The organism is Pseudomonas sp. HS-18 (assembly GCF_020401845.1).
Taxonomy (GTDB): domain Bacteria; phylum Pseudomonadota; class Gammaproteobacteria; order Pseudomonadales; family Pseudomonadaceae; genus Pseudomonas; species Pseudomonas nitroreducens.
Genome location: NZ_CP084413.1, coordinates 2,255,272 through 2,276,535 on the forward strand (window position 1 = coordinate 2,255,272; position 21,264 = coordinate 2,276,535).

Here is a 21,264-nt window from a genome sequence, read left to right on the forward strand (position 1 = left end):
TTCTCCTGTGGCGAATTCAGTAGTCCTCGACCTGCAGGTCGAGGATGCGCAGTTCGGTGCCGGCGGTGGGCTGCAGCCAGAAGCCACCGCAGTGCGGGCAGGCAGCGCCGCGCTGCGGCAGGGCGACGTGGGTGGCGCAATCCAGGCACCAGGCCTGGCCGTCGGGCTGTTCGATCTCGATGTGCGCGCCATCGAGCAGGCTGCCGGGGGCAATGGCCTGGAGGGCGAAGCGCAGGGCTTCGACTTCCACCCCGGCGAGCTGGCCGGCTTCCAGGCGCAGGCGGCTGACGCGGACGAACGGGTCCTGGCGTGCGGCGTCTTCGACGGCGGCGAGTATGCCGCCGGCCAGGCTGACTTCATGCATGCGGATAGGCTCCTGAGTCGCTTGCCGAAGGGGCGGGCCGCTCGGGCGCGCCGACCTCGATCTGGTAGGCCAGGCACGGATCGTAGACCGCCAGCAGCAGTTCGGCCTGGCGCCGTGCCGAGCTGTCGCAGGGCAGTGCCTCCAGGGCACGGGCCAGTGCGCCGCGAGGATGCAGGTTCCATTCGGTGGGCGCCAGTATCTGGTAGTCGCAGATGCGCGGTTGCGGGCCATGGGTTTCCACGTGTACGCGGTGCAGCAGCAGGCCGCGCGCGGTCTCGCACCAGGCCAGGGCCTGGCCCTCGGCCATGGCCAGGGCGCCCAGGGCCAGCGGGCGCGGGTGTTCCAGGCTGAGTTCGGCAAGGTCGGCCAGGCGCGCCCCGAGGCGCAGCCAGGCGTTGTCACAGACCGGCGACGAGGCCGCGTGGGCGCGGGTCCAGGCGCCGGTTTCGCAGGGCTGCCCGGCCAGTTCCGGGCGCCGCACGAAGCCTTCGCGGCGTTGCAGGTCGTGGGCGATGCTGCGCAGGCTGCCGGCTTCCAGGGGCAGGGCGCGCAGCGGCAGGGCCAGGGCTTCGGCGCGCTGGCGGCACGCGCTGAGCAGGCGCGCCAGCCAGTGTTCGCGGCCGTCGCTGAAGGTCTGCAAGGCGCCGCGCGGGTCGTCGTACCAGGCGCGCAGCCAGGCCTGCGGCGATACGCCGAACCAGGCGCGCGGGTCTTCGCCCAGGTGGGCGCCGAGCGCGGCGCTGTGATTGCCGGGGCTGGCCAGCAGGCGCGGCCAGTCGAGCACGATATGCCGCTGGTGCTCCCGACGCACCTCGGCGTGCAGCGCCTGGCGCGCCGCCTCGCTGGCTTCGGCGTGGCCGTGGCGCGCGGCCTGCACGGCCAGTTCGGCACTGAGCCGGTGGGCCTGCCCGCACAGGCTGTAGAGCAGCGGCAGGCGCTGCGCCGCGGCCTGCCAGGGTTGCCCGCGCAGCAGCCGGCCAGCCAGCGGCGGCCGCCCACCGGAAAGCGCCGGGCGTTGGCCGGGGCGCACCTGCAATGACCCGGCCAGGCGCGACACCGCCTGCTCCAGGCTCATCGCGCGGCCTCGCGCAGGTGGCCGAACAGCAGGCGCCGGCGGCCCAGCGCCGGGCCTTCGTCCGGCGTGCCACGGCGCAGCAGGGCGAGCACCTGGAGGGCGGTGTCGCGGGCGCTCTGCCGGTCGGCGAACTCGAACATCGGCGAGAACAGCGAGCAGCTCTGGTAGGCCCCGAAGACCTCGTCATGTGCGGCGATGAAGCCCAGTTGCTGCTCGCCGATGCGGTATTCGCGCGACTCGCCCTCGCGTGGCCGGGGCTGGCCGGGGTCGGGCAGCCAGATCAGGTTCATGCACCAAGGCGTGACGAGCACGCCGAGCAGGCCGCTGCCGGCTTCTGCGCCGAGGCTCTGCGCCGCGAAGCCGACGGCTTCCACGCCCAGCGCGGGGTTGAGCAGCGGCAGGTCGCGCATGCGCGTCGCGGCGATTTCGCTGAAGCGCCGGGCCAGCGCCTCGGCGCGCAGGGTCGGGTCAGTCATCGAGCACCATGAACTGTTCGGCCTCGCCGTCGCAGTGTGGGCAGCGCCAGTGGTCGGGGAGGCGGGCGAAGGGTGTGCCCGGAGGTATCTGCCAGACCGGGTCGCCCTCGGCCGGGTCGTACACCCACCAGCAGATCTTGCATTCCAGGCGTGTGTCGTCGGCCAGGCGCGCCCGGTCGCCCAGGTAGCTGCCTTCGAAACCCTCGCGCGCGCTCATCGCGGAACCTGCGCGCATTCGCCTTCGAACCACTGGATGATGTCTTCGAAGCGCTCCAGCGAGTCGGCGATGTCTTCCGGGGCGGCGAGCACCACTTCGGGCAGGTCGGTGACTTCGAGGGTGTCGAGGATCAGCGCATCCTGCGAGTTGAAGTAGCGCACCCGCCAGCAGTTGGCCACCTCGGTGCTGTTGATCCGGCAGTTGCCGTAGCCGCGCGCCAGCACCAGCACCGGGCCTTCGCCCAGGCGCGCATCGAGGAACGGCACATCCTGCTCGGAGAGCGGCAGCAGGCTGAGGTTGAGCACATGGGCAGCGTCGCCGGGCTGCCAGCGCGCGGTGCGGTCCTGCAGTTCGGTGAGGATTGCCGGGGCGTTCATCACCCCGTCCGGCAGCGGCAGGGGCGTGGCGAAGGCCCGCGCGCAGGTGTCGATGCGCGCCGCGCGGCGCAGCACGGCCGGCGCCGGGGCCACGTCGATATGGTCATGCTCGTCGCCGAAGACCCGCCATACCCCGGCGAAGATCGATTCCTGAATGCGCACGCCGGCACCGATGCGCGCACTCACTTCGCCTTCGCCGAGCAACTGGTCGAGCAGTGCTCGGTCGGCCGCACTGCACAGCCGCAGATCGAGGCTCGGCGGGCAGTCACCGGCATGCCGGCTGCGCAGCATATGGAGGATTTCACCGAGCATCTGCCGCGCGCCGGGTGCGGCGTCCAGCACCTCGGGCTCGGGCAGTTCCGGCAGCGAATGGGTGTACATGCCCTGGGGCATGCTGATGTATTCCAGCACCGCGTCGTCTTCGGGTTGCGAGCCGGGGCCGATGTCGGTCAGGGGGATGTACAGCAGCGGGTCCATGGGCGTGGCTCCGTTCATTGGCAACCTCCAGGGGCGCGTGGTGGCTCGTCGGCGCGCAGCGGGATCAGCGCCTGGCGCTGTTGCAGGGCGGCGCCGGCCAGGTGCAGGTAGGCGTCCCAGTCGCGCATGCCGTCGATCTGGGTCACGTAGTGGCCGTCGCGCAGCCAGATGATGCTCGGCCAGCGGCGCAGGGCGAAGCGTTCGGCCAGCGCCGCTTCGTCGTCGCGGCGGCCCACGCCCAGACGCAAGTGGCAGGCGTGACGCGCGCTCAGGGCCCGGCACAGCTCCGGCAGAATGACGGCCACATCGAGGCCTTCCGGGTAGCGTTGCGGGTCGCCGCAGAGCAGCAGCAGGGCCTCGCCGGGCGCTTGCAGCCAGGCGTCGAGGGTGTCCAGCCCGACCCAGTCGGCGGCGTGCTGTTCGACCAGGCGGGCGATCAGTGGCGGCACCGCCGGGGTGGCAGGCAGGGGGGGTGGAAAGACGGTGGATTCGCTCATGCGGGCTCCTTTGAAACGGGTTGGCCGAGCAGCCCGGCCAGTTGCTCGGCGCTCATGGCCGAGGGCAGGGCGAACGCGGCGTCGGTCTGTGCCTCGCCGTGCAGGGCGGCGTCGAGCAGGGCCAGGGTGGCGTCGATTTCCGCGGCACGGGTGGCATCCAGGTGCTCGCGGGCTGCGTCGATGAACACCAGCAGCCAGTCGCCAAGTGGGTATTCGCCGACCAGCGCGGTGTCGATCCAGCGCTGGCGGGCGTGGCGATCGATGCACAGTGCCGCGCCCGGGCGGGTGGCGAGTATCTGCATGGGCAGGCCGATGCACATGTCAGTTGCGCCGCGCCAGGATGCGCTCGTCGCCGACCCGGCAGGCGTCCTCTTCGCTGGGGCGTTCGCGCTCGTAGCGCGCCAGCTCCAGGTGCAGCAGGGTCACCGCTTCGTCCTCGGGCAGCGCCTGCGTGCGCGGCCGTGGCGCGCCGCCCCAGTCCTGCAGGACTTCCAGGGCAGCCTCCAGGGCCAGCTCCAGGGCGGCTTTCACGCAGGGCCGCAGGCTGCCGCCATAGTCGTCCATGTATTCCGGCTGGCAGCCCATCAGCAGCACCCGCTGCGGGTACTGGCCGGTGAGCTGGGCGAGCATCAGCACTTCCTGGAAACCGGTCTGGTGCAGGCTGAGCTTCTTCACCCCGAGAAAGCGCGGCACGTCGTCGTTGGCGACGAATTTCAGCGTGCCGGGGGCCATGTTGTAGTCCACCGCATCGAAGATCAGCAGGTAGTCGGCCTGCTGCACGTGCTGGATCAGGTACAGGCCTTGGGTGCCGCCATCGATGAGGGTCACGTGGTCGGCGAACTGGTAGCGTTGCTGCAGTGCTTCGACACAGCGCACGCCGAAGCCTTCGTCGGCCCAGAGCAGGTTGCCGATGCCGAGCACGGTGATGCGCGGCGGGGTGTCAGGCAGGGATGCGTTCATTTCTTGAAGGTCTTGTAGCCGGAGATGATGCCGCCGATCAGGCTCAGGCGGCCGCAGATTTCCTCGCGCACGGCGGCATACACGTGCAGCAGGATGAACAGGATCAGCAGCCACATGCCCAGGTGGTGGAGGATGTGCACGTTGTTCGACTGGCCGAGCAGCGGCAGCACCCAGCCGAACGCGCGTTCCTGCCAGGAGCCCATCTGCGCGCCCTCGCCGTACAGGGCGAAGCCGGTCACCAGCATGAACAGCGAGGTGAGCAGAAAGACGAAGACCATGGCGAAGCGCGACAGCGGGTTGTGGCCGAAGGTCGGTGCCGGCACCGGGCCGATGAACAGGTAGTAGCGCAACCAGGCACCGAACTCGCGCCAGTAGGCGCCTCGGCTCAGCGGCACCCAGAACAGCTCGCGGGCATGGTGGTTGCCGACCAGCGCCCAGTAGGCGCGGCCGATCAGGCCCACGGCGAACAGGTAGGCGGCGGCGAAGTGGGCGAAGCGGATATAGCCCATGAGGAAGTTGGCGCTGGCCTCGCCCGGCTGGGTCGGCAGCGGTGAGCCGATGAAGTAGCCGGTGATCGCCAGCACGACGATGCACGCGGCGTTGATCCAGTGCCACAGGCGCACCGGCGCCTCGTAGACGTATTCGGAATGCCCGCTGGCGCGGGCCGGATGTTCAGACATAGTCGTCACCTCGGATGCGCCGGGCGCGCGCAGGCGCCCGGCGATTGGCTGCGGGCCGCTTCAGCGCACCGTGACCGTGCTCAGTTCGGCGCCGTCCTCGCTCATCACGTGGGTCGCGCAGGCCATGCAGGGGTCGAAGGAATGCAGCGTGCGGAGGATTTCCACCGGCTGCTCGGCGACGGCGACCGGGGTGTTCATCAGCGCCGCCTCGAAGGCGCCGATCTGCCCCTTGCTGTCACGCGGGCTGCCGTTCCAGGTGCTGGGCACCACGCACTGGTAGTTCTCGATACGCCCGTCCTTGATGCGTATCCAGTGGCCCAGCGCGCCACGCGGCGCGGCCACGCTGCCCACTCCCTTGGCCTCGACGGGCCAGGTCTTCGGGTCCCACTTGTCGACGTTGGCGGTGGCGCGGTCACCGTTGCGGATGTTGCCCATCAGCTCGTTCCAGTCGTCGACCATCATCTCGGCGCAGTACTCGGCTTCCAGTGCGCGGGCCAGGGTGCGGCCGATGGTGCTGGGCAGCAGTTGCCTGGCGCTGTAGTCGGTGGTGTTCAGGCCCAGGGCCCTGGGCAGGTCGAGGTTGACCGCCTGCAGCGAGCTTTCCAGCTGCTGCCGGACGCGCTGGCAGTGCGGGTTGCCCTGACGCGCATGGGCATAGCCGAGGATGTAGCGGGCCAGCGGGCCGACCTCCATGGCATGCCCGCGCCAGCGTGGTGACTTGACCCAGGAGTACTTGGCGCTTTCGTCGACTTCCTCGATGGCGGTGCGCGTGCCCTTGGTCCGCGCGCCCAGCTCGTAGTGCGGCTCGGTGATGCCGTCCCACGGGTGCAGGCCCTTGTCGTTGTCCGGGTACTGGTACCAGGAGTGGGTGACGAACTCCTGCACCTGTTCCGGGTCGCGCACGTCCACCGGGTGGATTTCGTCCCAGTTGCCATTGAGGATGGCGCCACCGGGCAACTGGTGGGTGCGCTCGTCGTAGTTGACCTTGGCGTAGGTGCCGTAGTCCATCACGTTGCTCGCCGACAGCCCGCCGCCGTGCAGCCAGCCCTTGTCCTTGTAGAGGGTGCCGATGGCCAGCACGTCGGGCACGTAGACGTTGCGGCAGAACTCCAGCGCCTCGTCGATGCGCGCCCGCACGAAGTTCAGGCGCTCCATGTTCAGTGGTGCACCGGCGGCGAGGTCGCCATCGAGGTTGATGGCGCACGGCACCCCGCCGACCAGGTAGTTGGGGTGGGGGTTCTTGCCGCCGAAGATGGTGTGGATCTTCACCCACTCCTTCTGCAGGTCGAGGGCTTCGAGGTAGTGGGTGACGGCCATCAGGTTGGCCTCCGGCGGCAACTGGTAGGCCGGGTTGCCCCAGTAGCCGTTCATGAACGGCCCGAGCTGGCCGCTCTCGACGAACTTCTTCAGGCGGTTCTGCACATCGCGGAAGTAGCCCGGCGAAGACTTCGGATGCGCCGGCGAAACCAGTTGCTGCAAGGCCGAGGTGGCCTTGGGGTCGGCCTTGAGGGCTGACACCACGTCGACCCAGTCCAGCGCGTGCAGATGGTAGAAGTGCACCGCGTGGTCATGCACCTGCAGGGTCTTGGCCATCATTTCGCGGATCAGGTGGGCGTTGGGCGGAATGCGGATATCCAGCGCATCCTCCACCGCGCGCACCGAGGCCAGGGCATGGCAGCCGGTGCAGACACCGCAGATGCGCTCGACGAAGGCCCAGGCGTCGCGCGGGTCGCGGCCCTTGAGGATGACTTCGAGGCCGCGCCACATGGTGCCGGTGGACACCGCATTGCGGATCACGTTGTTGGCGTCGAGGTTGACCTCCACGCGCATGTGGCCCTCGATGCGGGTCACCGGGTCGACGACGATGCGCCGGCCGCTGTTGTCCAGGTCGAACCCCTGGGTCGAATAATTGCTCATGCTTCAGGCTTCCTGTACTGCGTTCAGGCGTCGTGCGTGGAGGTGCGTGCCGAGCTGCTGCCGGCACGCTTGATGGCGGTCACCGCAGCGTGTGCGGCAATGGCCGCGCCCACGGTGCCGGCGGCGGCCAGGCCGATCTGGTCGGCATTGGCTTCCACGCCGAAGGCGTTGATGTCGGTCAGGTGCTGGTAGAACGAACCCTTGTCCCAGAAGCCTTCCTCGGAGCAGCCGATACAGCCGTGGCCAGACTGGATCGGGAAGCTGGTGCCGCCGTTCCAGCGCACGGTGGAGCAGGCGTTGTAGGTGGTCGGGCCCTTGCAGCCGACCTTGTACAGGCAGTAGCCCTTGCGCGCCGAATCGTCGTCCCAGGCCTCGACGAACTGGCCGGCGTCGAAGTTCGGCCGGCGGTAGCACTTGTCGTGGATGCGCTGGCTGTAGAACATCTTCGGCCGGCCCTGGCGGTCCAGTTCGGGGATGCGGTCGAAGGTCAGCATGTAGGTGATGACCCCGGTCATCACCTCGGCGATCGGCGGGCAGCCGGGCACCTTGATGATCGGCTTGTCGGTGATCACCTTGTGGATCGGCACCGCCTGGGTGGGGTTGGGCTTGGCCGCCTGCACGCAGCCCCAGCTGGCGCACGAGCCCCAGGAGATGATCGCCTTGGCATCGCGCGAGACGCGCTTGAGCTGCTCGATGAACGGTTTGCCGCCGATGATGCAGCTCATGCCGTCCTGGTTCAGCGGCGGGTTGCCTTCCACCGCGAGGATGTAATTGCCTTTGTACTTGGTCATCACCTCGTCGAGGATCGCCTCGGCCTGGTGCCCGGCGGAGGCCATCAGGGTGTCGTCGTAATCCAGCGAGATCATCGACAGCACCACGTCCTTGGCCAGCGGGTGCGCGGAGCGGATGAACGACTCCGAGCAACAGGTGCACTCCAGGCCATGCAGCCAGAGCACCGGGGTGCGCGGCTTGTTCTCCATGGCCCACGCGATCTTCGGCATGAAGGCCGGGCCCAGGCCCAGCGACGTGGCGGTCAGCGAGCAGAACTTGACGAAGTTGCGCCGTGATATGCCTTGCCGGCGCATCACCTCATAGAATGTTTCGGTCACCTGATTTCTCCTCGGCCAGGCTTGTCTTTCTCTTTCGAATGGCGTGCGCCTGCGCTTCTGGCGCGGCGTACGGGGCGACCACGGCGGACGGGTAGGCCGGCGCAGTCGTGGACTCACGGGAAGGGGGGCCGGCCCGCGCAAGCGATGGCGGGCGGACGGGGCGGAGCAATGCGGTGGGGCGTTCGAAGGGCATACCGGGTCATTACAAGACCTGTGCCATTGCGTCGCATGCCGGTGTTCGGCCTTGGTCTAGGCCCGCCAGGCCCCGGCACGGGGGCTTTTGCGCCGGCTGCACAGGCGGCCGGGGCAGCTGGCTCGGCGGTAACTGGTCAGCGGGTTTCCAGTGTGAGGGGCGCGCTGGAAAGCTGCTGACCGGTGCCGGTTCAGGCTGGCGTCGGGTCGAGGCGGTCGTAGCCTTTGTAGCGGTAGACGACCCAGGCCAGGGCCCAGGTGCTGACGAACAGCGCGACGATCAGGTAGCCGATCAGACCGAACTGCTCGTTGAGCCGGGCGACCACGTCCCACAGGCCGCCTTCCAGGCCGAGTTGCCCGGCGAGCAGGTTCAGCGCTTCCAGGCCGCCGACCAGCAGCGCGACCAGCACCGAGGCCGACGTGATGGTCAGGTTGTAGTAGAGCTTGCGCGCCGGGCGCACCTGGGCCCAGCGGTAGGCGCCGGTCATCAGCACGCTGTCGGCGCTGTCGACCAGCGCCATGCCGGCAGTGAAGAGCGCCGGGAACACCAGGATCGAGAGCATCGGCAACTGCTGGGCGGCCTGGCTGGCGGCGATGCCGAGCAGGCCGATTTCCGTGGCGGTGTCGAAGCCCAGGCCGAACAGCAGACCCAGCGGGTAGAGGTGCCAGCCACGGCGGATCAGCCCGAACAGCGGCCGGGCCAGGCGCGCGAGCGGTCCGCTGCCGGCCAGCAGGCCGTGCAGCTCGGCCTCGCCGATCCGCTCGCCACGGCGCACCCGGCGGAAGGCCTGGTACACCGAGCGCAGGATCACCAGGTTGATCAGCGCCACCAGCAGCAGGAAGGCGGCCGACACCGAGGTGCCGATCAGTGCGCCGATGCCGTGGAAGGCCTCCAGCGCGCCTTGCAGGCGGCGGGCGCTGAGCGCGATCAGCGCCGAGGCGATGATCACCACGCTGCTGTGCCCGAGCGAGAAGTACAGGCCGACATGGGTGGTGCGCTGGCCCTCCTGGAGCAGCTTGCGGGTGGCGTTGTCGATGGCCGCGATATGGTCGGCGTCCAGCGCGTGGCGCAGGCCGAAGCTGTAGGCGAGCACGGCGCTGCCGAGCAGCAGTGGGTAGTCGTGGAAGGCCAGCAGGGCCCAGAGCCAGGCCAGGGCATTGCAGGCGATCAGGCCGATGAACAGGCCATAGGGGGCGGGTGTCGGTGGGCGGGGGGCAGCCGGGCGAGGCATGGAAACTCCAGCGGGGTGTATGAAAAAACCGAAAAACTTCATACAAGCCCTGTGCCAACCCGCTGCCGCCAGCCTCGGCGGGCCTGGACGCGCTGCAGCTGGTCAAGCGCTTGCCAGCACGCTGGACGTACTGGTCAGGCGCTTTGCGTTGCGCGCGTCAGCCCAGGGCGGGCAGGCGCAGGTGGAACAGCGCACCGCCGTCGGGGTGGTTGCCGGCCTGCAGGGTGCCGCCACAGCCTTCGACGATGCCGTAGCTGATCGACAGGCCGAGCCCGGTACCCTGGCCCACCGGCTTGGTGCTGAAGAAGGGTTCGAAGACCTGGCTCAGGTGTTCCTCGGCGATCCCCGGGCCGTTGTCGCGCAGGGCCAGCTCGGCCCAGCCCGAGGCGTGGCTCAGGGCGATCCACAGTTGCGCGGCGTTGCCGCCCGCGCGAGCGGCGTCGTAGGCGTTCTGCATCAGGTTCATGAGTACCTGCAGCAACTGCCCGGCATTGGCGTGCACACGCACATCCGCGCCGGGCTGCCAGTGCACGCGCAGGTCCGGGGCGGTGCCCCGGGTGATCCAGTGGATGGCGCGCTCGATCACCTCATTGAGCGATACCTCGCCCGGCTGGCCACGGTCCATCGCGGAGAAGCGCTTGAGCGCGCTGACGATATCGGCGGTGCGCTGGGCGCCTTCCAGGGTGCCGTCGATCAGCGACGGCAGGTCGGCCAGCAACGGGTCGATGCGCAGTTGCTGACGCAGCGCCGCGCGCTGCTCGGCGGGCAGCTCTTCGTGTACTGCGCGCAGGTAGCCTTGCAGACGCTGGCCATAGCCGCCCAGCACATGGGCATTGGCTAGCACGAAGCTGATCGGGTTGTTCAGTTCATGCGCCACGCCGGCCACCAGACGGCCGAGGGAGGCCATCTTTTCGGCGTGCAGCAACTGCTGCTGGGTGCGCTTGAGCGCTTCGTGGGCCTCGTGCAGTTGCCGGTAGGCGTGCTGCAGCTCGCCCAGCGGGCGGCCGACCAGCACGTGGCCGAGGCAGCGCCCGTGGGCGCCGCTGCGCACGGTGCAACTGAGGTCCACCGGCAGCGGCTCGCCATCGGCACCGCGGAAATCGACCTCCAGGCTGGCGCTGGCGCCGGGCTGGCGCAGGCTGGCGAGCAGGCTGCGCAGGCGCTCGCCACTGCTGGCGTCGGCGAGCAGGGCGTGTACCGGACGGCCGCGCAGGCTCTGCTCGTCGCCGCCGACCCTCTCGCGCAGGGCGTGGTTGGTTTCCTCGATCAGCCCTTGCGGATCGCAGGCCAGGAGAATGTCGGACATCGACGCCAGCAGCCCGGCAATGAACTGCTGCGACTGCTCCAGCTCGGTGTTCTTCTGTTCCAGGGCGATCTCGTCCTGGACCAGTTGCGAGTAGACCTCGTCCATCTTGCCGATGACTTCCAGCCAGGCGTCTTCGTCCAGCGGCGGTGCGGGCGGTTTGCGGGCCATCGCGTCAGCTCGTGGGATGCAGGTGCGGGTGGGCGTGGCTGTGCTGGCCCTCGGCGGCCGCCACCGGGATCAGGTTGAGGCGGGCGTGGCGCACGCCGCGCTCGGCGCTCAGGCGTTCGGCGAAGGCCTGCACGTGCTGCACCGGGCCCTTGAGCATCAGGCTTTCCAGGCAGTGGTCGTGGTCCAGGTGCACGTGCTGGCTGGCGATGGTCAGGTCATGGTGTTCGTGCTGCAGGGTCATGACCCGCTCGGCCAGGGTGCGCGCGTGGTGGTCGTAGACGAAACTCAGGTTGGCCACGCAGTGCAGCGCGTCGGCGTCCTGGCGCAGGCGCTCCTGCTCGATGTGCCGACGCAGGATGTCGCGCAGGGCCTCGGAGCGGTTGCCATAGCCCTGGGCGCGGATGAGCTGGTCGAGGGCCTCGGCCAGGCGCTCGTCGAGGGAGATGGTCAGGCGTTGCATGGCATCACTCCGGGTCAGTGCACGGTGCAGACCATGCAGGGGTCGAACGAACGCACGATGTGTTGCACCGCAACCGGGGTCTGCTCACCGGGGCGCACCGGGGCGCCTTCCAGGGCCCGTTCGAGGGCACCTGGGCGGCCCTGGGCGTCGCGCGGCGAGAAGTTCCAGGTGGTCGGCGCGATGATCTGGTAGCTGGCGATGCGCCCGCGCTCGATGCGCAGCCAGTGGCCGAGCGCACCGCGCGCAGCCTCGGTGAGGCCCACCGCGCTGCCGTCGTCGGGCAATGGCGCATCCAGGTAATAGGGCTCGCCGGGGCGCAGCGCCAGCAACCAGTCTTCCATCAGTGGCACAACCCGTGCCAGTTCCACCAGGCGGGCCAGCAGACGGGTATAGACGCTGCCGCCACAGCGCGCCACGGCGTCACGCAGCAGCGGTTGGGCGCTGACCAGCTGGCGCGCCAGGGCGCCGGTTTCGAGCACCTCGCCGGCCAGCCGCGGGGCCTTGTTCCAGGTGTAGGCGGCGGGCTTGTCCAGGTTCGGCTCGGTCTGCCCGTGGGCCGGGTGCAGCGGCCCGCCATGGTCGTCCAGCCAGGCGTGGCTGGCGTCCTCGCGGATACCCTCCAGGGCCAGTGGGCGCACCTCGGCTCGCGCCGCATCCCACAGCCCCTGGGCGAAGCTGCTGTGGCCATCGGGTTGCGGGTAGGCGCCATAGGACAGGTACAGCCCCGGCCCCTGGCCCAGGTGTTCCAGCCCGGCATCCAGGACGATGCGCAGGAAGCGGCGCAGGTCGCCGTGCTCCGGTGCTTCGGCGTACCACTCCCAGAGCTGCGCTTCGCTGGCCAGCCCGGTGATGCGCGCCAGCGGTGCGGCGAACAGTTCGCTTTCGAGGAACTGGCGGAACTCGCGCACCCGCGTCAGCAGGCGCAGGCGCTCGGCCGGGTCGATGGCACGGGTGGAGCCGCCCGGCTGCACCGAGCCGGTATGCGGCCACTTGCCGCCCAGGGTGCCGATCAGGTCCAGCCAGCGCTTGCGCGCGGCCAGGGCCAGACGTTGCTGGCTGCCGCTGTGCGGGGTGAAGCGGGCCACGGCATCGGCGTACCAGGGGCGCTCGGCGTACAGCGGGCGAACGAAGTCGGGCATGAAGAACAGGTAGAAGTGGCTCAGGTGGTCGGCGAGGTTTTCCGTCGCCGCCATCAGGTTGATGGCCAGCAGCCCGTTGGCCGGCGGCTGGATACCGGCCAGCCCGGCCAGGGCCCGCGCCGCGGCGACCGACTGCGACACCGAACAGATGCCGCACACGCGCGGCGCGTAGACCAGCGCATCGAGCGGGGCGTGCTCGCGGAGTATCTGTTCGAAGCCGCGGTACATCGTGGCGTTGACCTGGGCCGAGCGCACCTGGCCGTCCTCGATGTCCAGCTGGACTTCGAGGTCGCCTTCGACGCGGTTGAACGGGCCGACCAGTAGACGGGTCATGCGCGGGGCTCCCTAGCGTCGCGAGGTGGGGCGGATGGCCGGAGCGATCAGCGCATGGTCGGCGGTGGCGTTCTGCCGCACGCGCTCCGGGGTGGCCGACTTGGACAGCGCGGCCAGGGCCACGAACCAGGCCTTGGGCATGTCGGTGGGCAGGCCGATGGGGATGCCGGCACGCTTGGGCGTGAGGTGGAAGGCATGCCCCGGCTCCTCGAAGCCTGGCGCCGTGCAGTTGATGCAGGCGTAGCCGCCGCGGGTGCACGAGCCTTCGCCGTTCCACAGGCGGTTGTTGCAGTCGCCGTGGGCCTGGGTGCCCTTGCAGCCGAGGTTTTCCATCATGCAGCCCAGGTCCGAGGGCTTCACTGCGCTGGCCTTGTACTCGTAGAACTCGTTGCGCGTACAGCCGTGGTGGACCAGTTGATCGGCGTAGAAGCGCGGGCGGCCGAGGGCGTCCAGGTCCTGGTTGGCGAACAGCCCGGCGGCCAGGGCCATCAGCGTATCGGTGACCCAGCCGGGGTGGGTCGGGCAGCCGGCGACGTTGATCACCGGCAGGCCACGGGCCGAGCGGTAGTCGGCACCGAGCAGGCCACCGGGGCGCTCGCCGTCGTATTGCAGGCCGCAGGCGTCGGTGGGGTTGGTGCCGGCTGCAGTGATCCCGCCGTAGGCCGCGCAGGTGCCGATGCCCAGCGTGTAGTCGGCGACGGCTGCCAGGCGCCGCACCCAGTCGATCATCGGGATGCCGGTGCCGGCCAGGACGTGGAAGCGCCCGGTGCCATTGGGCCCGCGCAGCAGCGCGCCTTCGATGCACAGCGCATCCAGGTGGGTGCGCCCGCTCAGGCAGTCGTCGAGGATCGTGAGCACCTCATTGCCGCTTTCCAGCGACAGCGAGGGGTGCCAGAGCAGTTCGATTCCGGCGCTGCGCCAGAGCCCGGCGAAGTCCTGGGTGTCGGCGCACAGCAGTGACATGTTGCAGCCGCCGCAGCCACCGGACTGCAGCCAGAGCACGCGGAACATTGCGCTCATGGGGTTTCCTCCAGGCCGAAGCGGCGCAGCTTCTGGCGCAGGCCGACGCGCGACAGGCCCAGCTCGCGCGCGGTGTGGGTCTTGTTCCAGCGATGGCGCAGCAGGGCCTCGCGCAGCAGCGTGGCCTCGATGGCATCGAGCTGCTCCTGCAGGGTGCCGGCCGGGCGCTCGCCAGGTGCCGCGCTGGGCAGTGCACTGCGTGCCTGGCCCTGCAGGACTTTCCAGGAAAACGCTCGGGCGCCGACTTCCTGGCCATCACAGAGGGCCGCCGCGCGGTAGATTTCGTTGCGCAGTTCGCGGATGTTGCCCGGCCAGGGGTAGCCGAGCAGGCTGCCCAGTGCATCGCTGGCGAAGCGCAGGCCGGGCAGGTCGAGTTCCTGGCTGGCATCGGCGAGCAGTTTGCTGGCGATCGGCAGCAGGTCGCCACTGCGTTCGCGCAAGGGTGGCAGGGCCAGCGAGACGCCGGCCAGGCGGTAATAGAGGTCGCTGCGGAAACGCCCGGCCTGGACGTCGGCTTCCAGGTCGCGGTGGGTCGCGGCGACCACGCGCACGTCGACGCGCACCGGGGTGGTGGCGCCGACCGGGCGCAGCTCGCCTTCTTGCAGCACGCGCAGCAGCTTGACCTGGAAGGCCGGCGAGGTGTCGCCGATCTCGTCGAGGAACAGCGTGCCGCCATGGGCCCGCTGGATCAGGCCGATATGGTCCTGGTGCGCACCGGTAAAGGCACCGCGCTTGTGCCCGAACAGCTCGGATTCGAGCAGCGAGTCGGGCAGGGCGGCGCAGTTTTCCATGATGAAGGCATTGCCGGCGCGCGGGCTGGCGTAGTGGATGGCGCGCGCCAGCAGCTCCTTGCCGGTCCCCGATTCACCCAGCAGCAGGACCGCCAGGTCGAAGCGCGCCACCCGTGCGGCCAGTTCGCACAGGGCATCCAGCGGGCTGCCCGGGGCGCGGACGATGCGCGCGAAGTCGAAGGCCTCGCGGACCTTGTCCAGCGCCTGCTGGTTGCGCCGCCGCAGCACCGGGGTGGCGGCGCGCAGGTCCAGGTCCAGGCGCTGCAGATGGTTGTTCAGCGCGCGGCTCTCCACAGCGTTGCGCACGGTGCTGAGCAGGTGCTCGGGCAGCCAGGGCTTGAGCAGATACTGGTAGATACCGGCCTGGTTGACCCCGGCGATGATGTCTTCGGAGTCGGTATAGCCAGAGAGCACGATGCGCACGACTTCGGGCCAGCGCTCGCGGGCTTCCCTGAGGAAGTCGATGCCCTGCACGCCGGGCATGCGCTGGTCGCAGAGGATCACCGCCACCGGGTGCTGTTCGAGCTGCTCGCGCGCCTGCTCCGCCGATTCGGCAAGGAGCACCTGGAACTCGTCGGCGAGCACCCGTGAAAGGGCTTCGCGGGAGCGCAACTCGTCGTCGACAACGAGGATGGTAGGGACAACGCCGGTATCGGTCATGGGCTGAACGAGGTGTCCTGGGCCTGCGGGGGCGGGCATGGTCGCCAGGCACGGAATGGCCGCTCGTGGCTCGCCTGGATGAAAGCGCAGGAGTATATGCCCTTTGACCTTGTAGGAGATATCAGACGTCCGGACGGGGTGGCGGGTGGCCGCTCACCAGAATTTCATGTCGGTGTCGCTGGGGTCCTTCGGGTTGTAGATCACCGAAACCGTACGCCCGGCCGGGAACTCAGCGGCCTGGCCCATGGCCCTGTCCCGGGTGCTGTACCGGCTGCCGCGCGAATGACCGGTCCAGCGCATGCCGTTGGCATCGAAGGCGTAGTAGACGATGGCCAGATACTTCATCGGAGGGTACAGGCGTTGCCGCTGGCGTTCGCGCTCGCTCTGCGACCTGGGGCGGGTGTCGTCGATGGACTCTTACACTTCCGTGCGCACGACCCGGGCCTGGGGTTTCGGCCAACTGCGCATGTCCAGCGTATGGCGCGCCGTCTGTACCAGCGCAACGACGACAGCGAGCCAGATCGCCCAGCGAAACAGATGCTTCATGGCCTCTTCCCTGAATGGCAGCCTGTGATGGCGTACAGCTATCTCCGTATGGTGCGCGGAGCATACCCAGCGGGCATCCAGCACGGCAAGAACGCTGATTGGCGTGGGCGTGCGCCGCCGTGATCGGCGCGAGAGGGGGCGCGCAGCGGGCTCTGTTGCCCTGCGCTTCGTGGGCGTGGCCCGCTTGTGTCTGCGACTTTCGATAGGATCGAAGGTGAGAGCGACGAGAGGCAAGCTGCAGGTCGCGCGGTGTCGCGAGCACTAGTAGGAGCCCAAGCTGCCTCCCGTCTTCCCTCTGACCTAAGCCCGAACAGTTGAACGAGCTAAACAGGGACTGCTGACGACACGGGAGTATCATTTGGTGCAGTTGCCCCTGTAGCTCAGGAATCCCCGAACGTTGTTAGGCTGCTTGACCTGAACTCCTCGAGGTGGGCAGTAGTGCTCTGTGAGGATGCTCCTCACTGTAATGCTTGAAGGCGTTGGTCGGATTGCACAGGGGGCGATCGATTGAGTTTGGGGGGCTTGGGCAGATGGCGGATGTAGTGGTAGTTCATGATCTTCACGAAACACTCTGCCATTCCATTGCTCTGAGGGCTGCACGCCGGCGTTGTTAAGGGGGAGGCTGATCTGCCGGGCAAAGGGCCCAAGTCTGTTCAGTCGCATAGACCGAGCTGTTATCGCTCAGCCATTGCCGGCGATGCAGGTCGTTCGCCGCTGAAGCGTTGCTCGACAGCTTCCAGCCTCACGTCGCTAGCATCGTCGCCACACTAATTGTTTGGGCTGCCGTTCCAGCAACAGATAGTGGTCACGCATGACGCGGTGAGCCCGCTTTGCATTTTAGGGCTGACCTATTGCTCATGCAGTCGACGCAGCAGGGCCCCAGCCTGGTGATAGCTGTAGCTGGACGGCGCGCTGACCGCCCGACGGATTTACTCGATCAGTACTACATCGCTGGGCGTCCGGTGTCGACGGGGCGTTCAAGCGGCCAATTGCGAGTCACTACATTGGGATTTTCACTAACCACCAGCCTTGCTAGTTCTCTCTGGCGGCCAAGGGGGCAGTTCATTTCCATGGGCGGGCGATCTTTATCGTTCCCTTGAGAGTTTTAGTCTCCATGATCCCCTAGGCGCGTGATTAGAGACCAAGCGCGACAGCCAGATACAACTAACGTTAGGTCGTTCACGCATAGGTCGTGTTCAAGACCCAGTGCTGATCGGTACGATCCAAGGCGAGCTGGCGAGCCTGGTGATTCGGGGCAATCGGCTGTGCGTGGCGACTGCTGGAAATCAGCCGCTGAACGTGCAGTCCGGCTCTGTGGAGCAGGCGAGGGCCCGCTGCTGTCATGCACATGCTCAATGGCTGCCAGATCAGGCTTAATGCGGCGATGGCCATAGATCCCATTCACCTCATGGTGAATGGTGCGGGTCTCTTTGCTCAGGCACCGATTCGTCATCCCCCTCGCCGAGGGAGGCGGCGGTTGCCAAATATAGAAACCGCTGCGTGATATCTGTAGCGGCCGGCCTGCGCGTCACCAGCGTGAAGCCTCAACAGCACTTCGTGGGCTGCAAGAAGATGGTGAGCACTTTTAAAATGCCTCGTTCCATCCTGGGCCGGCTGCTGGTGTAGGCGACACGGTTCCGGGCTCTCACCACTCGGCTTACCGTCACCCGGAAAGGCATCGTCACCTTGCTGTTCGTACTGGCGCTTATGGTTACACCCATTTGAAACTAGCCTAGATCACATATGTGCCAAATGGCGGCTGCAGTACATATGCTGACAGCCCATATCGCCAGGGCAAGCCAAGCGCCAGCATCGCCAGAGAGTAGTTCATGGAGCGTGCGCGATTCGTTCATGGGATCACCCTCAGGGCTAGATTCTTAGGGCTGGTAGCGGAGTTTTAGGTAAAGACCTGCAGGTTCGGGGTGAGAACAAAAGGCCTCGTCGAAACGAGGCCCGTCTTCGGTTTCCTTCGCGGGGACTCCGTTGACGAAGCGAGTATTGAATATGGTGTCGGAGAAATAAAACGCTTTTTTAGATTTAGTTGGTGTCGGCGAATAAGCAGCACCCACCGTGTCGACAAGTGTCCAGTTGAACGGAAGGCAATTCGGCCGGTGTATAGGCCATCTGATTCGGTGGCGTGTAAGCGCGTCCTTTAAGTAGGCATATGGACGCGTCCTTTCAGGCGAGCTGACTGGACCAGTGCCATCAACGCCACACTTTGCTGGCCACTGTGCCGTGAGCCAGCAAGTAGCCAGTTAGATTGCACCAGGGCCTGGGTCTGGTCTCGATCCGTTGTTGATGGATAGGTTGCCGTCATCCACGTAACGCATCAGAGCCATCCAGTTCTTGAGGTTGTAGTCAAGCATCTCAGCGAACGCGCTACTTTCCGGAACCTTCTGTCAGGGCCTCAATTATAGGCTTGGCCCTGTGACGGTAGGGCCGTTTCGGCCGTTTCAACATCTTGGATCATCACCAGGCTCTGTGGTGAGGACAGCGCGATGCCCTCGTTTCTGAGCCGATCAAGGACGATGAAGAGCAAGTCGCTGCGCGCCCCGGACACTGAGCGTGGGCTGTTGACGTAGCCGGTGGCGGTGAGGACCAGGCCGTTGCTGGCGAGGTCCTTGAAGGTCACCGAGGGCACCGGCGCGTCGAGGATCGCCTGGTGCTCGGCGAACGCCTGCAAGAGCAGCTCACGGACCTTCATCACGTCGGTGTCCAACGGCAGTGTCAGGTTGACTCCGACCACTCCGAGGGCGTTGCCCATGGTCACGTTGCGCACGTTCTGCGAGATGAACTGCGAGTTGGGTACGATCACCGTCGAGCGGTCGGACATCTGGATTTCGGTTGCGCGCACATTGATCCTCCGGATGTCGCCCTCGACCCCACCCAGGCTGACCCAGTCTCCGACCTTTACTGGCCGCTCGGTGAGCAGGATCAGTCCGGAGATGAAGTTTTGCACGATGGCCTGTAAGCCGAAGCCGATACCCACTGAGAGGGCGCTGACCACCCAGGTCAGGTTGGTCAGGTTGATCCGCAGAGCAGACATCACCAGCATCGCCAGGAACACAAAGCCGAGGTAGCCGACCAGAGTCACCAGTGAGGCGCGCATGCCGGCATCCATGTTCGTTTCCGGTAGCAGCCGCTCGCTCAGCCAGTGCTTAACGATGCGCAGGGCAAATAGGCCGCCGACGAAAAGCAGTAGGGCGACCAAGATGTCCTGTGGGACGATGTTCAGGTTGCCTAGGCTCTTGCTGCTTTCGCCTAGTTGGGTGAAGCCCTGCAGCAGTTCGCTGGGGTTCGAGCCGGCGGGTAGGAAGGCCAGCAGCAACGCGGCGAGCAGCAGCAGGGTGCGACCGATGCCGGCCAGAACGGTACTGGCCTGAGCCTGATGGCGCGGCGACAGGCCGAGCGCGTTGGCCAGGGCCAGGCCGCTGGGGTGCTTGGGTGAGAGTAGTGTCTCGCAGATGTCGCCGAAGAAGGCGATCAGCAAGTAGCTGGTGGTCGCGACCACGCTGATCCAGAGCAGCTTGACGGTGAGGAAGTAAGCCAGCGATAGGTAGCCAGTGAACAGGGTGAGGAGGATTGCCGCGACCCAGACCGAGGCGAGGAAGGGAATCAGTCCGGAGATTCCGCTTGGCCGTTCCAGTTCGAACTTGCGCCGCACCCGGTGATAGCGCAGCAAAGCGGCGGCGAAGATCAGCGCGGTGACCAGCGCGGTCAGGCCGTTGAGGGCGACGGTCGGGGCCAGGCTGGCGCCAATGACGCTGTTGATCCGTTCCTCGGTAGCCATCAGCATTAGTGCCATCGCGAGGGTCGCCGGGAACGGGCCGAGGGCGCTGGCGATCCGGTCAGGAATCCCCGGCAGCCGCCAGGATGGCCTCGGCAGCATCAGCAGGGCACGACCGAGGCCTGCAATAAAGGCGCAGAAGCTCGCCAGGCTCACCAGTTGATCGGTCAGGCTGGCCATGTCGGGGCTCAGGCTGGCGTTGCTTTCCAGGCCCCAGCGCATTAGCGACACCGCGCCGACGATGGTCAGGATGGTCGCCAGCCCGACTGCCAGGGCCAGGGCGCTGCGCCGCAGGCGGCCCTCCGGTAGCCAGCGGATCATCGCCCAGGTAAGCATGCGCTCCAGCAGGCGGCGGCCGAAGCTCCAGACCAGCACGGTGGCCAGCAGGGTTCCGGCGAAGGCCCAGCGGTGTCCGGGCGCGATGGCGCTGTCGAAGGCGACCAGGGCCTCCGCCTTCAGCTTGTCCAGCCGACGCAGGTCGTCGTCGCTGGGACGGATCAAGGTCGACCAGAAGCTCGGGCTAAACGGTGTCGCCGCGCGACTGCTGATCTGCGAGTTGAACAGGCTGCGGCGCAGGTTGACGATCTGTGCCGCCAGGTCGCGGGACGACTGGCCGAGCTGGGTGGCCTGGCGTTCGTCGTCGAGCAGGGTGTTCTTCTGCCGGGTCAGGGTCTGGCGCTGGGCGGCGAGGCTTTCCGCCTCGTCGGGCTGCTGTGGGCCGATCACTTTCAACTGGTCGTCGACCCGCTCGATGTCGTCGACCCGCAGCGCGAGCAGGGCGTCGGCCTGGCGCTGGACCTGCAGCGCGCTCTGGCGTAACTCGGCGAGGAGGTCGTCACTGGTGTCGGCGGTGACGCTCTGGCGGATCAGATCAAGTTGTGCGCTGAGTTGACTTAGCTCGACGGGCGCCTGCACGTCCGATTCTGTGGCCCTGGCCCCGCTGCCTAGGGACAAGACCAAGCTCCAGGCCAGTATGGTCTGGCAGAAGAGTGTGAGCAGGCTGACTTGCCTCATCGATTTCTCCTTTTTGATCTTGTCTAGCTCAACATACAACGGGGTGGAGTAAGCTCCGAGAGTTTCCTGGGGCGTATGGTGCAGCTCTTTCAGTCGCTGCTATGCGTAGCACTTCGTGATGCCGTTTCTTTTGGATCACTAGGTGGTGTCGGCACAGTGTATTCCCTCTGCGCTTTTGGGACGGAAAGGTTTGGCTGAAGAAGTGACGGAGAAGTTGTGTGCCGGATCATCGGTGGTGAGCAGCTCGTCCATGGCCTCCGGTTTCAGTCCAGGGCGCTACCGCTCTTGCATTGTTGACCAAGAAGCCGATGGTCCCGTGGGGCTGGGGCAGCTCGCGGAATGCGTACCGGTAGAGAGGCGGCATCACGTAGGTCGAGGATCTTGATCGGGGCTGACTGCCGGCGGTGGTGATCGTTGTCCGACGGGCGTTCGCGACGCCGGCCGCAGCCAGCACCAGGGCGAAGCCT

At 67.3% G+C, this 21,264-nt stretch carries 21 protein-coding genes; all 21 read right to left on the reverse strand.

Going from position 1 to position 21,264, the window contains the following annotated elements:
* Nucleotides 1-16 precede the first annotated feature (16 nt).
* Complete coding sequence (locus LDJ84_RS10565) at nt 17-364, reverse strand: hydrogenase maturation nickel metallochaperone HypA (RefSeq protein WP_023105843.1); 348 nt, start codon at nt 362-364, stop codon at nt 17-19.
* The gene (locus LDJ84_RS10570; protein ID WP_058168054.1) at nt 357-1,439 is read right to left on the reverse strand and encodes a hypothetical protein; all 1,083 of its coding nucleotides are present in this window, start codon (nt 1,437-1,439) and stop codon (nt 357-359) included. Before LDJ84_RS10570 ends, LDJ84_RS10565 begins: the two co-directional genes overlap by 8 nt.
* Nucleotides 1,436-1,915 (reverse strand): [NiFe]-hydrogenase assembly chaperone HybE, encoded by a 480-nt coding sequence (gene hybE / locus LDJ84_RS10575; RefSeq protein WP_058168052.1) that lies wholly within the window; start codon nt 1,913-1,915, stop codon nt 1,436-1,438. The genes LDJ84_RS10570 and hybE overlap by 4 nt, the downstream gene beginning before the upstream one ends.
* Entirely contained in the window at nt 1,908-2,132 is a 225-nt protein-coding gene (locus tag LDJ84_RS10580) for a rubredoxin (protein WP_034076045.1), read from the reverse strand. Before LDJ84_RS10580 ends, hybE begins: the two co-directional genes overlap by 8 nt.
* Nucleotides 2,129-3,004, reverse strand: a complete 876-nt coding sequence (locus LDJ84_RS10585) for a hydrogenase expression/formation protein (protein ID WP_099049065.1) — start codon at nt 3,002-3,004, stop codon at nt 2,129-2,131. The genes LDJ84_RS10580 and LDJ84_RS10585 overlap by 4 nt, the downstream gene beginning before the upstream one ends.
* Nucleotides 3,001-3,483 carry a hydrogenase gene (locus LDJ84_RS10590; RefSeq protein WP_034076042.1) on the reverse strand — a complete coding sequence of 161 codons (483 nt, stop codon included), beginning with the start codon at nt 3,481-3,483 and terminating at the stop codon, nt 3,001-3,003. Before LDJ84_RS10590 ends, LDJ84_RS10585 begins: the two co-directional genes overlap by 4 nt.
* Complete coding sequence (hypC, locus tag LDJ84_RS10595; protein ID WP_034076041.1) at nt 3,480-3,803, reverse strand: HypC/HybG/HupF family hydrogenase formation chaperone; 324 nt, start codon at nt 3,801-3,803, stop codon at nt 3,480-3,482. The genes LDJ84_RS10590 and hypC overlap by 4 nt, the downstream gene beginning before the upstream one ends.
* Before the next feature lies 1 nt (nt 3,804).
* Nucleotides 3,805-4,443: a HyaD/HybD family hydrogenase maturation endopeptidase gene (locus tag LDJ84_RS10600; protein ID WP_034076040.1), complete on the reverse strand. Its 639-nt coding sequence runs from the start codon at nt 4,441-4,443 to the stop codon at nt 3,805-3,807.
* Nucleotides 4,440-5,123, reverse strand: coding sequence for a Ni/Fe-hydrogenase, b-type cytochrome subunit (cybH, locus tag LDJ84_RS10605; RefSeq protein ID WP_034076039.1), 684 nt, complete (start codon nt 5,121-5,123; stop codon nt 4,440-4,442). Before cybH ends, LDJ84_RS10600 begins: the two co-directional genes overlap by 4 nt.
* Nucleotides 5,124-5,183: 60 nt before the next feature.
* Nucleotides 5,184-7,040, reverse strand: coding sequence for a nickel-dependent hydrogenase large subunit (locus LDJ84_RS10610; RefSeq protein WP_034076038.1), 1,857 nt, complete (start codon nt 7,038-7,040; stop codon nt 5,184-5,186).
* 23 nt (nt 7,041-7,063) lie between these two features.
* Complete coding sequence (locus tag LDJ84_RS10615) at nt 7,064-8,125, reverse strand: hydrogenase small subunit (RefSeq protein WP_034076049.1); 1,062 nt, start codon at nt 8,123-8,125, stop codon at nt 7,064-7,066.
* 407 nt (nt 8,126-8,532) lie between these two features.
* On the reverse strand, nt 8,533-9,573 hold the full coding sequence (locus LDJ84_RS10620; protein ID WP_023105854.1) for a HoxN/HupN/NixA family nickel/cobalt transporter: 1,041 nt from the start codon (nt 9,571-9,573) through the stop codon (nt 8,533-8,535).
* Nucleotides 9,574-9,730: 157 nt separating this feature from the next.
* Complete coding sequence (locus tag LDJ84_RS10625) at nt 9,731-11,047, reverse strand: sensor histidine kinase (protein ID WP_034077747.1); 1,317 nt, start codon at nt 11,045-11,047, stop codon at nt 9,731-9,733.
* 4 nt (nt 11,048-11,051) lie between these two features.
* Nucleotides 11,052-11,507: a nickel-responsive transcriptional regulator NikR gene (gene nikR, locus LDJ84_RS10630; RefSeq protein WP_023105856.1), complete on the reverse strand. Its 456-nt coding sequence runs from the start codon at nt 11,505-11,507 to the stop codon at nt 11,052-11,054.
* Nucleotides 11,508-11,521: 14 nt separating this feature from the next.
* Nucleotides 11,522-12,979: a nickel-dependent hydrogenase large subunit gene (locus LDJ84_RS10635; RefSeq protein WP_043268951.1), complete on the reverse strand. Its 1,458-nt coding sequence runs from the start codon at nt 12,977-12,979 to the stop codon at nt 11,522-11,524.
* A gap of 12 nt (nt 12,980-12,991) precedes the next feature.
* Nucleotides 12,992-13,999: a HupU protein gene (locus tag LDJ84_RS10640; RefSeq protein WP_034077745.1), complete on the reverse strand. Its 1,008-nt coding sequence runs from the start codon at nt 13,997-13,999 to the stop codon at nt 12,992-12,994.
* A complete protein-coding gene (locus LDJ84_RS10645; RefSeq protein ID WP_034077744.1) occupies nt 13,996-15,450 on the reverse strand; it encodes a sigma-54-dependent transcriptional regulator in 1,455 nt (484 codons plus the stop codon). Before LDJ84_RS10645 ends, LDJ84_RS10640 begins: the two co-directional genes overlap by 4 nt.
* Before the next feature lie 153 nt (nt 15,451-15,603).
* Nucleotides 15,604-15,795, reverse strand: coding sequence for a hypothetical protein (locus LDJ84_RS10650; RefSeq protein ID WP_034077743.1), 192 nt, complete (start codon nt 15,793-15,795; stop codon nt 15,604-15,606).
* A 72-nt stretch (nt 15,796-15,867) separates the two neighbouring features.
* Nucleotides 15,868-15,996, reverse strand: a complete 129-nt coding sequence (locus LDJ84_RS30690; RefSeq protein WP_257784550.1) for a hypothetical protein — start codon at nt 15,994-15,996, stop codon at nt 15,868-15,870.
* A gap of 2,255 nt (nt 15,997-18,251) precedes the next feature.
* A complete protein-coding gene (locus LDJ84_RS30795) occupies nt 18,252-18,362 on the reverse strand; it encodes a hypothetical protein (RefSeq protein WP_110159268.1) in 111 nt (36 codons plus the stop codon).
* A gap of 41 nt (nt 18,363-18,403) precedes the next feature.
* A complete protein-coding gene (locus tag LDJ84_RS10655; RefSeq protein WP_058168048.1) occupies nt 18,404-20,797 on the reverse strand; it encodes a DUF3772 domain-containing protein in 2,394 nt (797 codons plus the stop codon).
* Nucleotides 20,798-21,264 lie beyond the last annotated feature (467 nt).

Excerpts from the sequence above, each read along its gene's own strand:
- LDJ84_RS10615 (WP_034076049.1), bottom strand. The coding sequence starts at position 8,125 with ATGCGCCGGCAAGGCATATCACGGCGCAACTTCGTCAAGTTCTGCTCG.
- LDJ84_RS10655 (WP_058168048.1), bottom strand. The coding sequence starts at position 20,797 with ATGAGGCAAGTCAGCCTGCTCACACTCTTCTGCCAGACCATACTGGCC.
- LDJ84_RS10580 (WP_034076045.1), bottom strand. The coding sequence starts at position 2,132 with ATGAGCGCGCGCGAGGGTTTCGAAGGCAGCTACCTGGGCGACCGGGCG.
- LDJ84_RS10620 (WP_023105854.1), bottom strand. The coding sequence starts at position 9,573 with ATGCCTCGCCCGGCTGCCCCCCGCCCACCGACACCCGCCCCCTATGGC.
- LDJ84_RS10590 (WP_034076042.1), bottom strand. The coding sequence starts at position 3,483 with ATGAGCGAATCCACCGTCTTTCCACCCCCCCTGCCTGCCACCCCGGCG.
- LDJ84_RS10640 (WP_034077745.1), bottom strand. The coding sequence starts at position 13,999 with ATGAGCGCAATGTTCCGCGTGCTCTGGCTGCAGTCCGGTGGCTGCGGC.
- LDJ84_RS10610 (WP_034076038.1), bottom strand. The coding sequence starts at position 7,040 with ATGAGCAATTATTCGACCCAGGGGTTCGACCTGGACAACAGCGGCCGG.
- nikR (WP_023105856.1), bottom strand. The coding sequence starts at position 11,507 with ATGCAACGCCTGACCATCTCCCTCGACGAGCGCCTGGCCGAGGCCCTC.
- LDJ84_RS10625 (WP_034077747.1), bottom strand. The coding sequence starts at position 11,047 with ATGGCCCGCAAACCGCCCGCACCGCCGCTGGACGAAGACGCCTGGCTG.
- LDJ84_RS30795 (WP_110159268.1), bottom strand. The coding sequence starts at position 18,362 with ATGCTTGACTACAACCTCAAGAACTGGATGGCTCTGATGCGTTACGTG.
- LDJ84_RS10650 (WP_034077743.1), bottom strand. The coding sequence starts at position 15,795 with ATGAAGTATCTGGCCATCGTCTACTACGCCTTCGATGCCAACGGCATG.
- LDJ84_RS10600 (WP_034076040.1), bottom strand. The coding sequence starts at position 4,443 with ATGAACGCATCCCTGCCTGACACCCCGCCGCGCATCACCGTGCTCGGC.
- hybE (WP_058168052.1), bottom strand. The coding sequence starts at position 1,915 with ATGACTGACCCGACCCTGCGCGCCGAGGCGCTGGCCCGGCGCTTCAGC.
- LDJ84_RS10585 (WP_099049065.1), bottom strand. The coding sequence starts at position 3,004 with ATGAACGGAGCCACGCCCATGGACCCGCTGCTGTACATCCCCCTGACC.
- LDJ84_RS30690 (WP_257784550.1), bottom strand. The coding sequence starts at position 15,996 with ATGAAGCATCTGTTTCGCTGGGCGATCTGGCTCGCTGTCGTCGTTGCG.
- LDJ84_RS10570 (WP_058168054.1), bottom strand. The coding sequence starts at position 1,439 with ATGAGCCTGGAGCAGGCGGTGTCGCGCCTGGCCGGGTCATTGCAGGTG.
- cybH (WP_034076039.1), bottom strand. The coding sequence starts at position 5,123 with ATGTCTGAACATCCGGCCCGCGCCAGCGGGCATTCCGAATACGTCTAC.
- hypC (WP_034076041.1), bottom strand. The coding sequence starts at position 3,803 with ATGTGCATCGGCCTGCCCATGCAGATACTCGCCACCCGCCCGGGCGCG.
- LDJ84_RS10645 (WP_034077744.1), bottom strand. The coding sequence starts at position 15,450 with ATGACCGATACCGGCGTTGTCCCTACCATCCTCGTTGTCGACGACGAG.
- LDJ84_RS10565 (WP_023105843.1), bottom strand. The coding sequence starts at position 364 with ATGCATGAAGTCAGCCTGGCCGGCGGCATACTCGCCGCCGTCGAAGAC.
- LDJ84_RS10635 (WP_043268951.1), bottom strand. The coding sequence starts at position 12,979 with ATGACCCGTCTACTGGTCGGCCCGTTCAACCGCGTCGAAGGCGACCTC.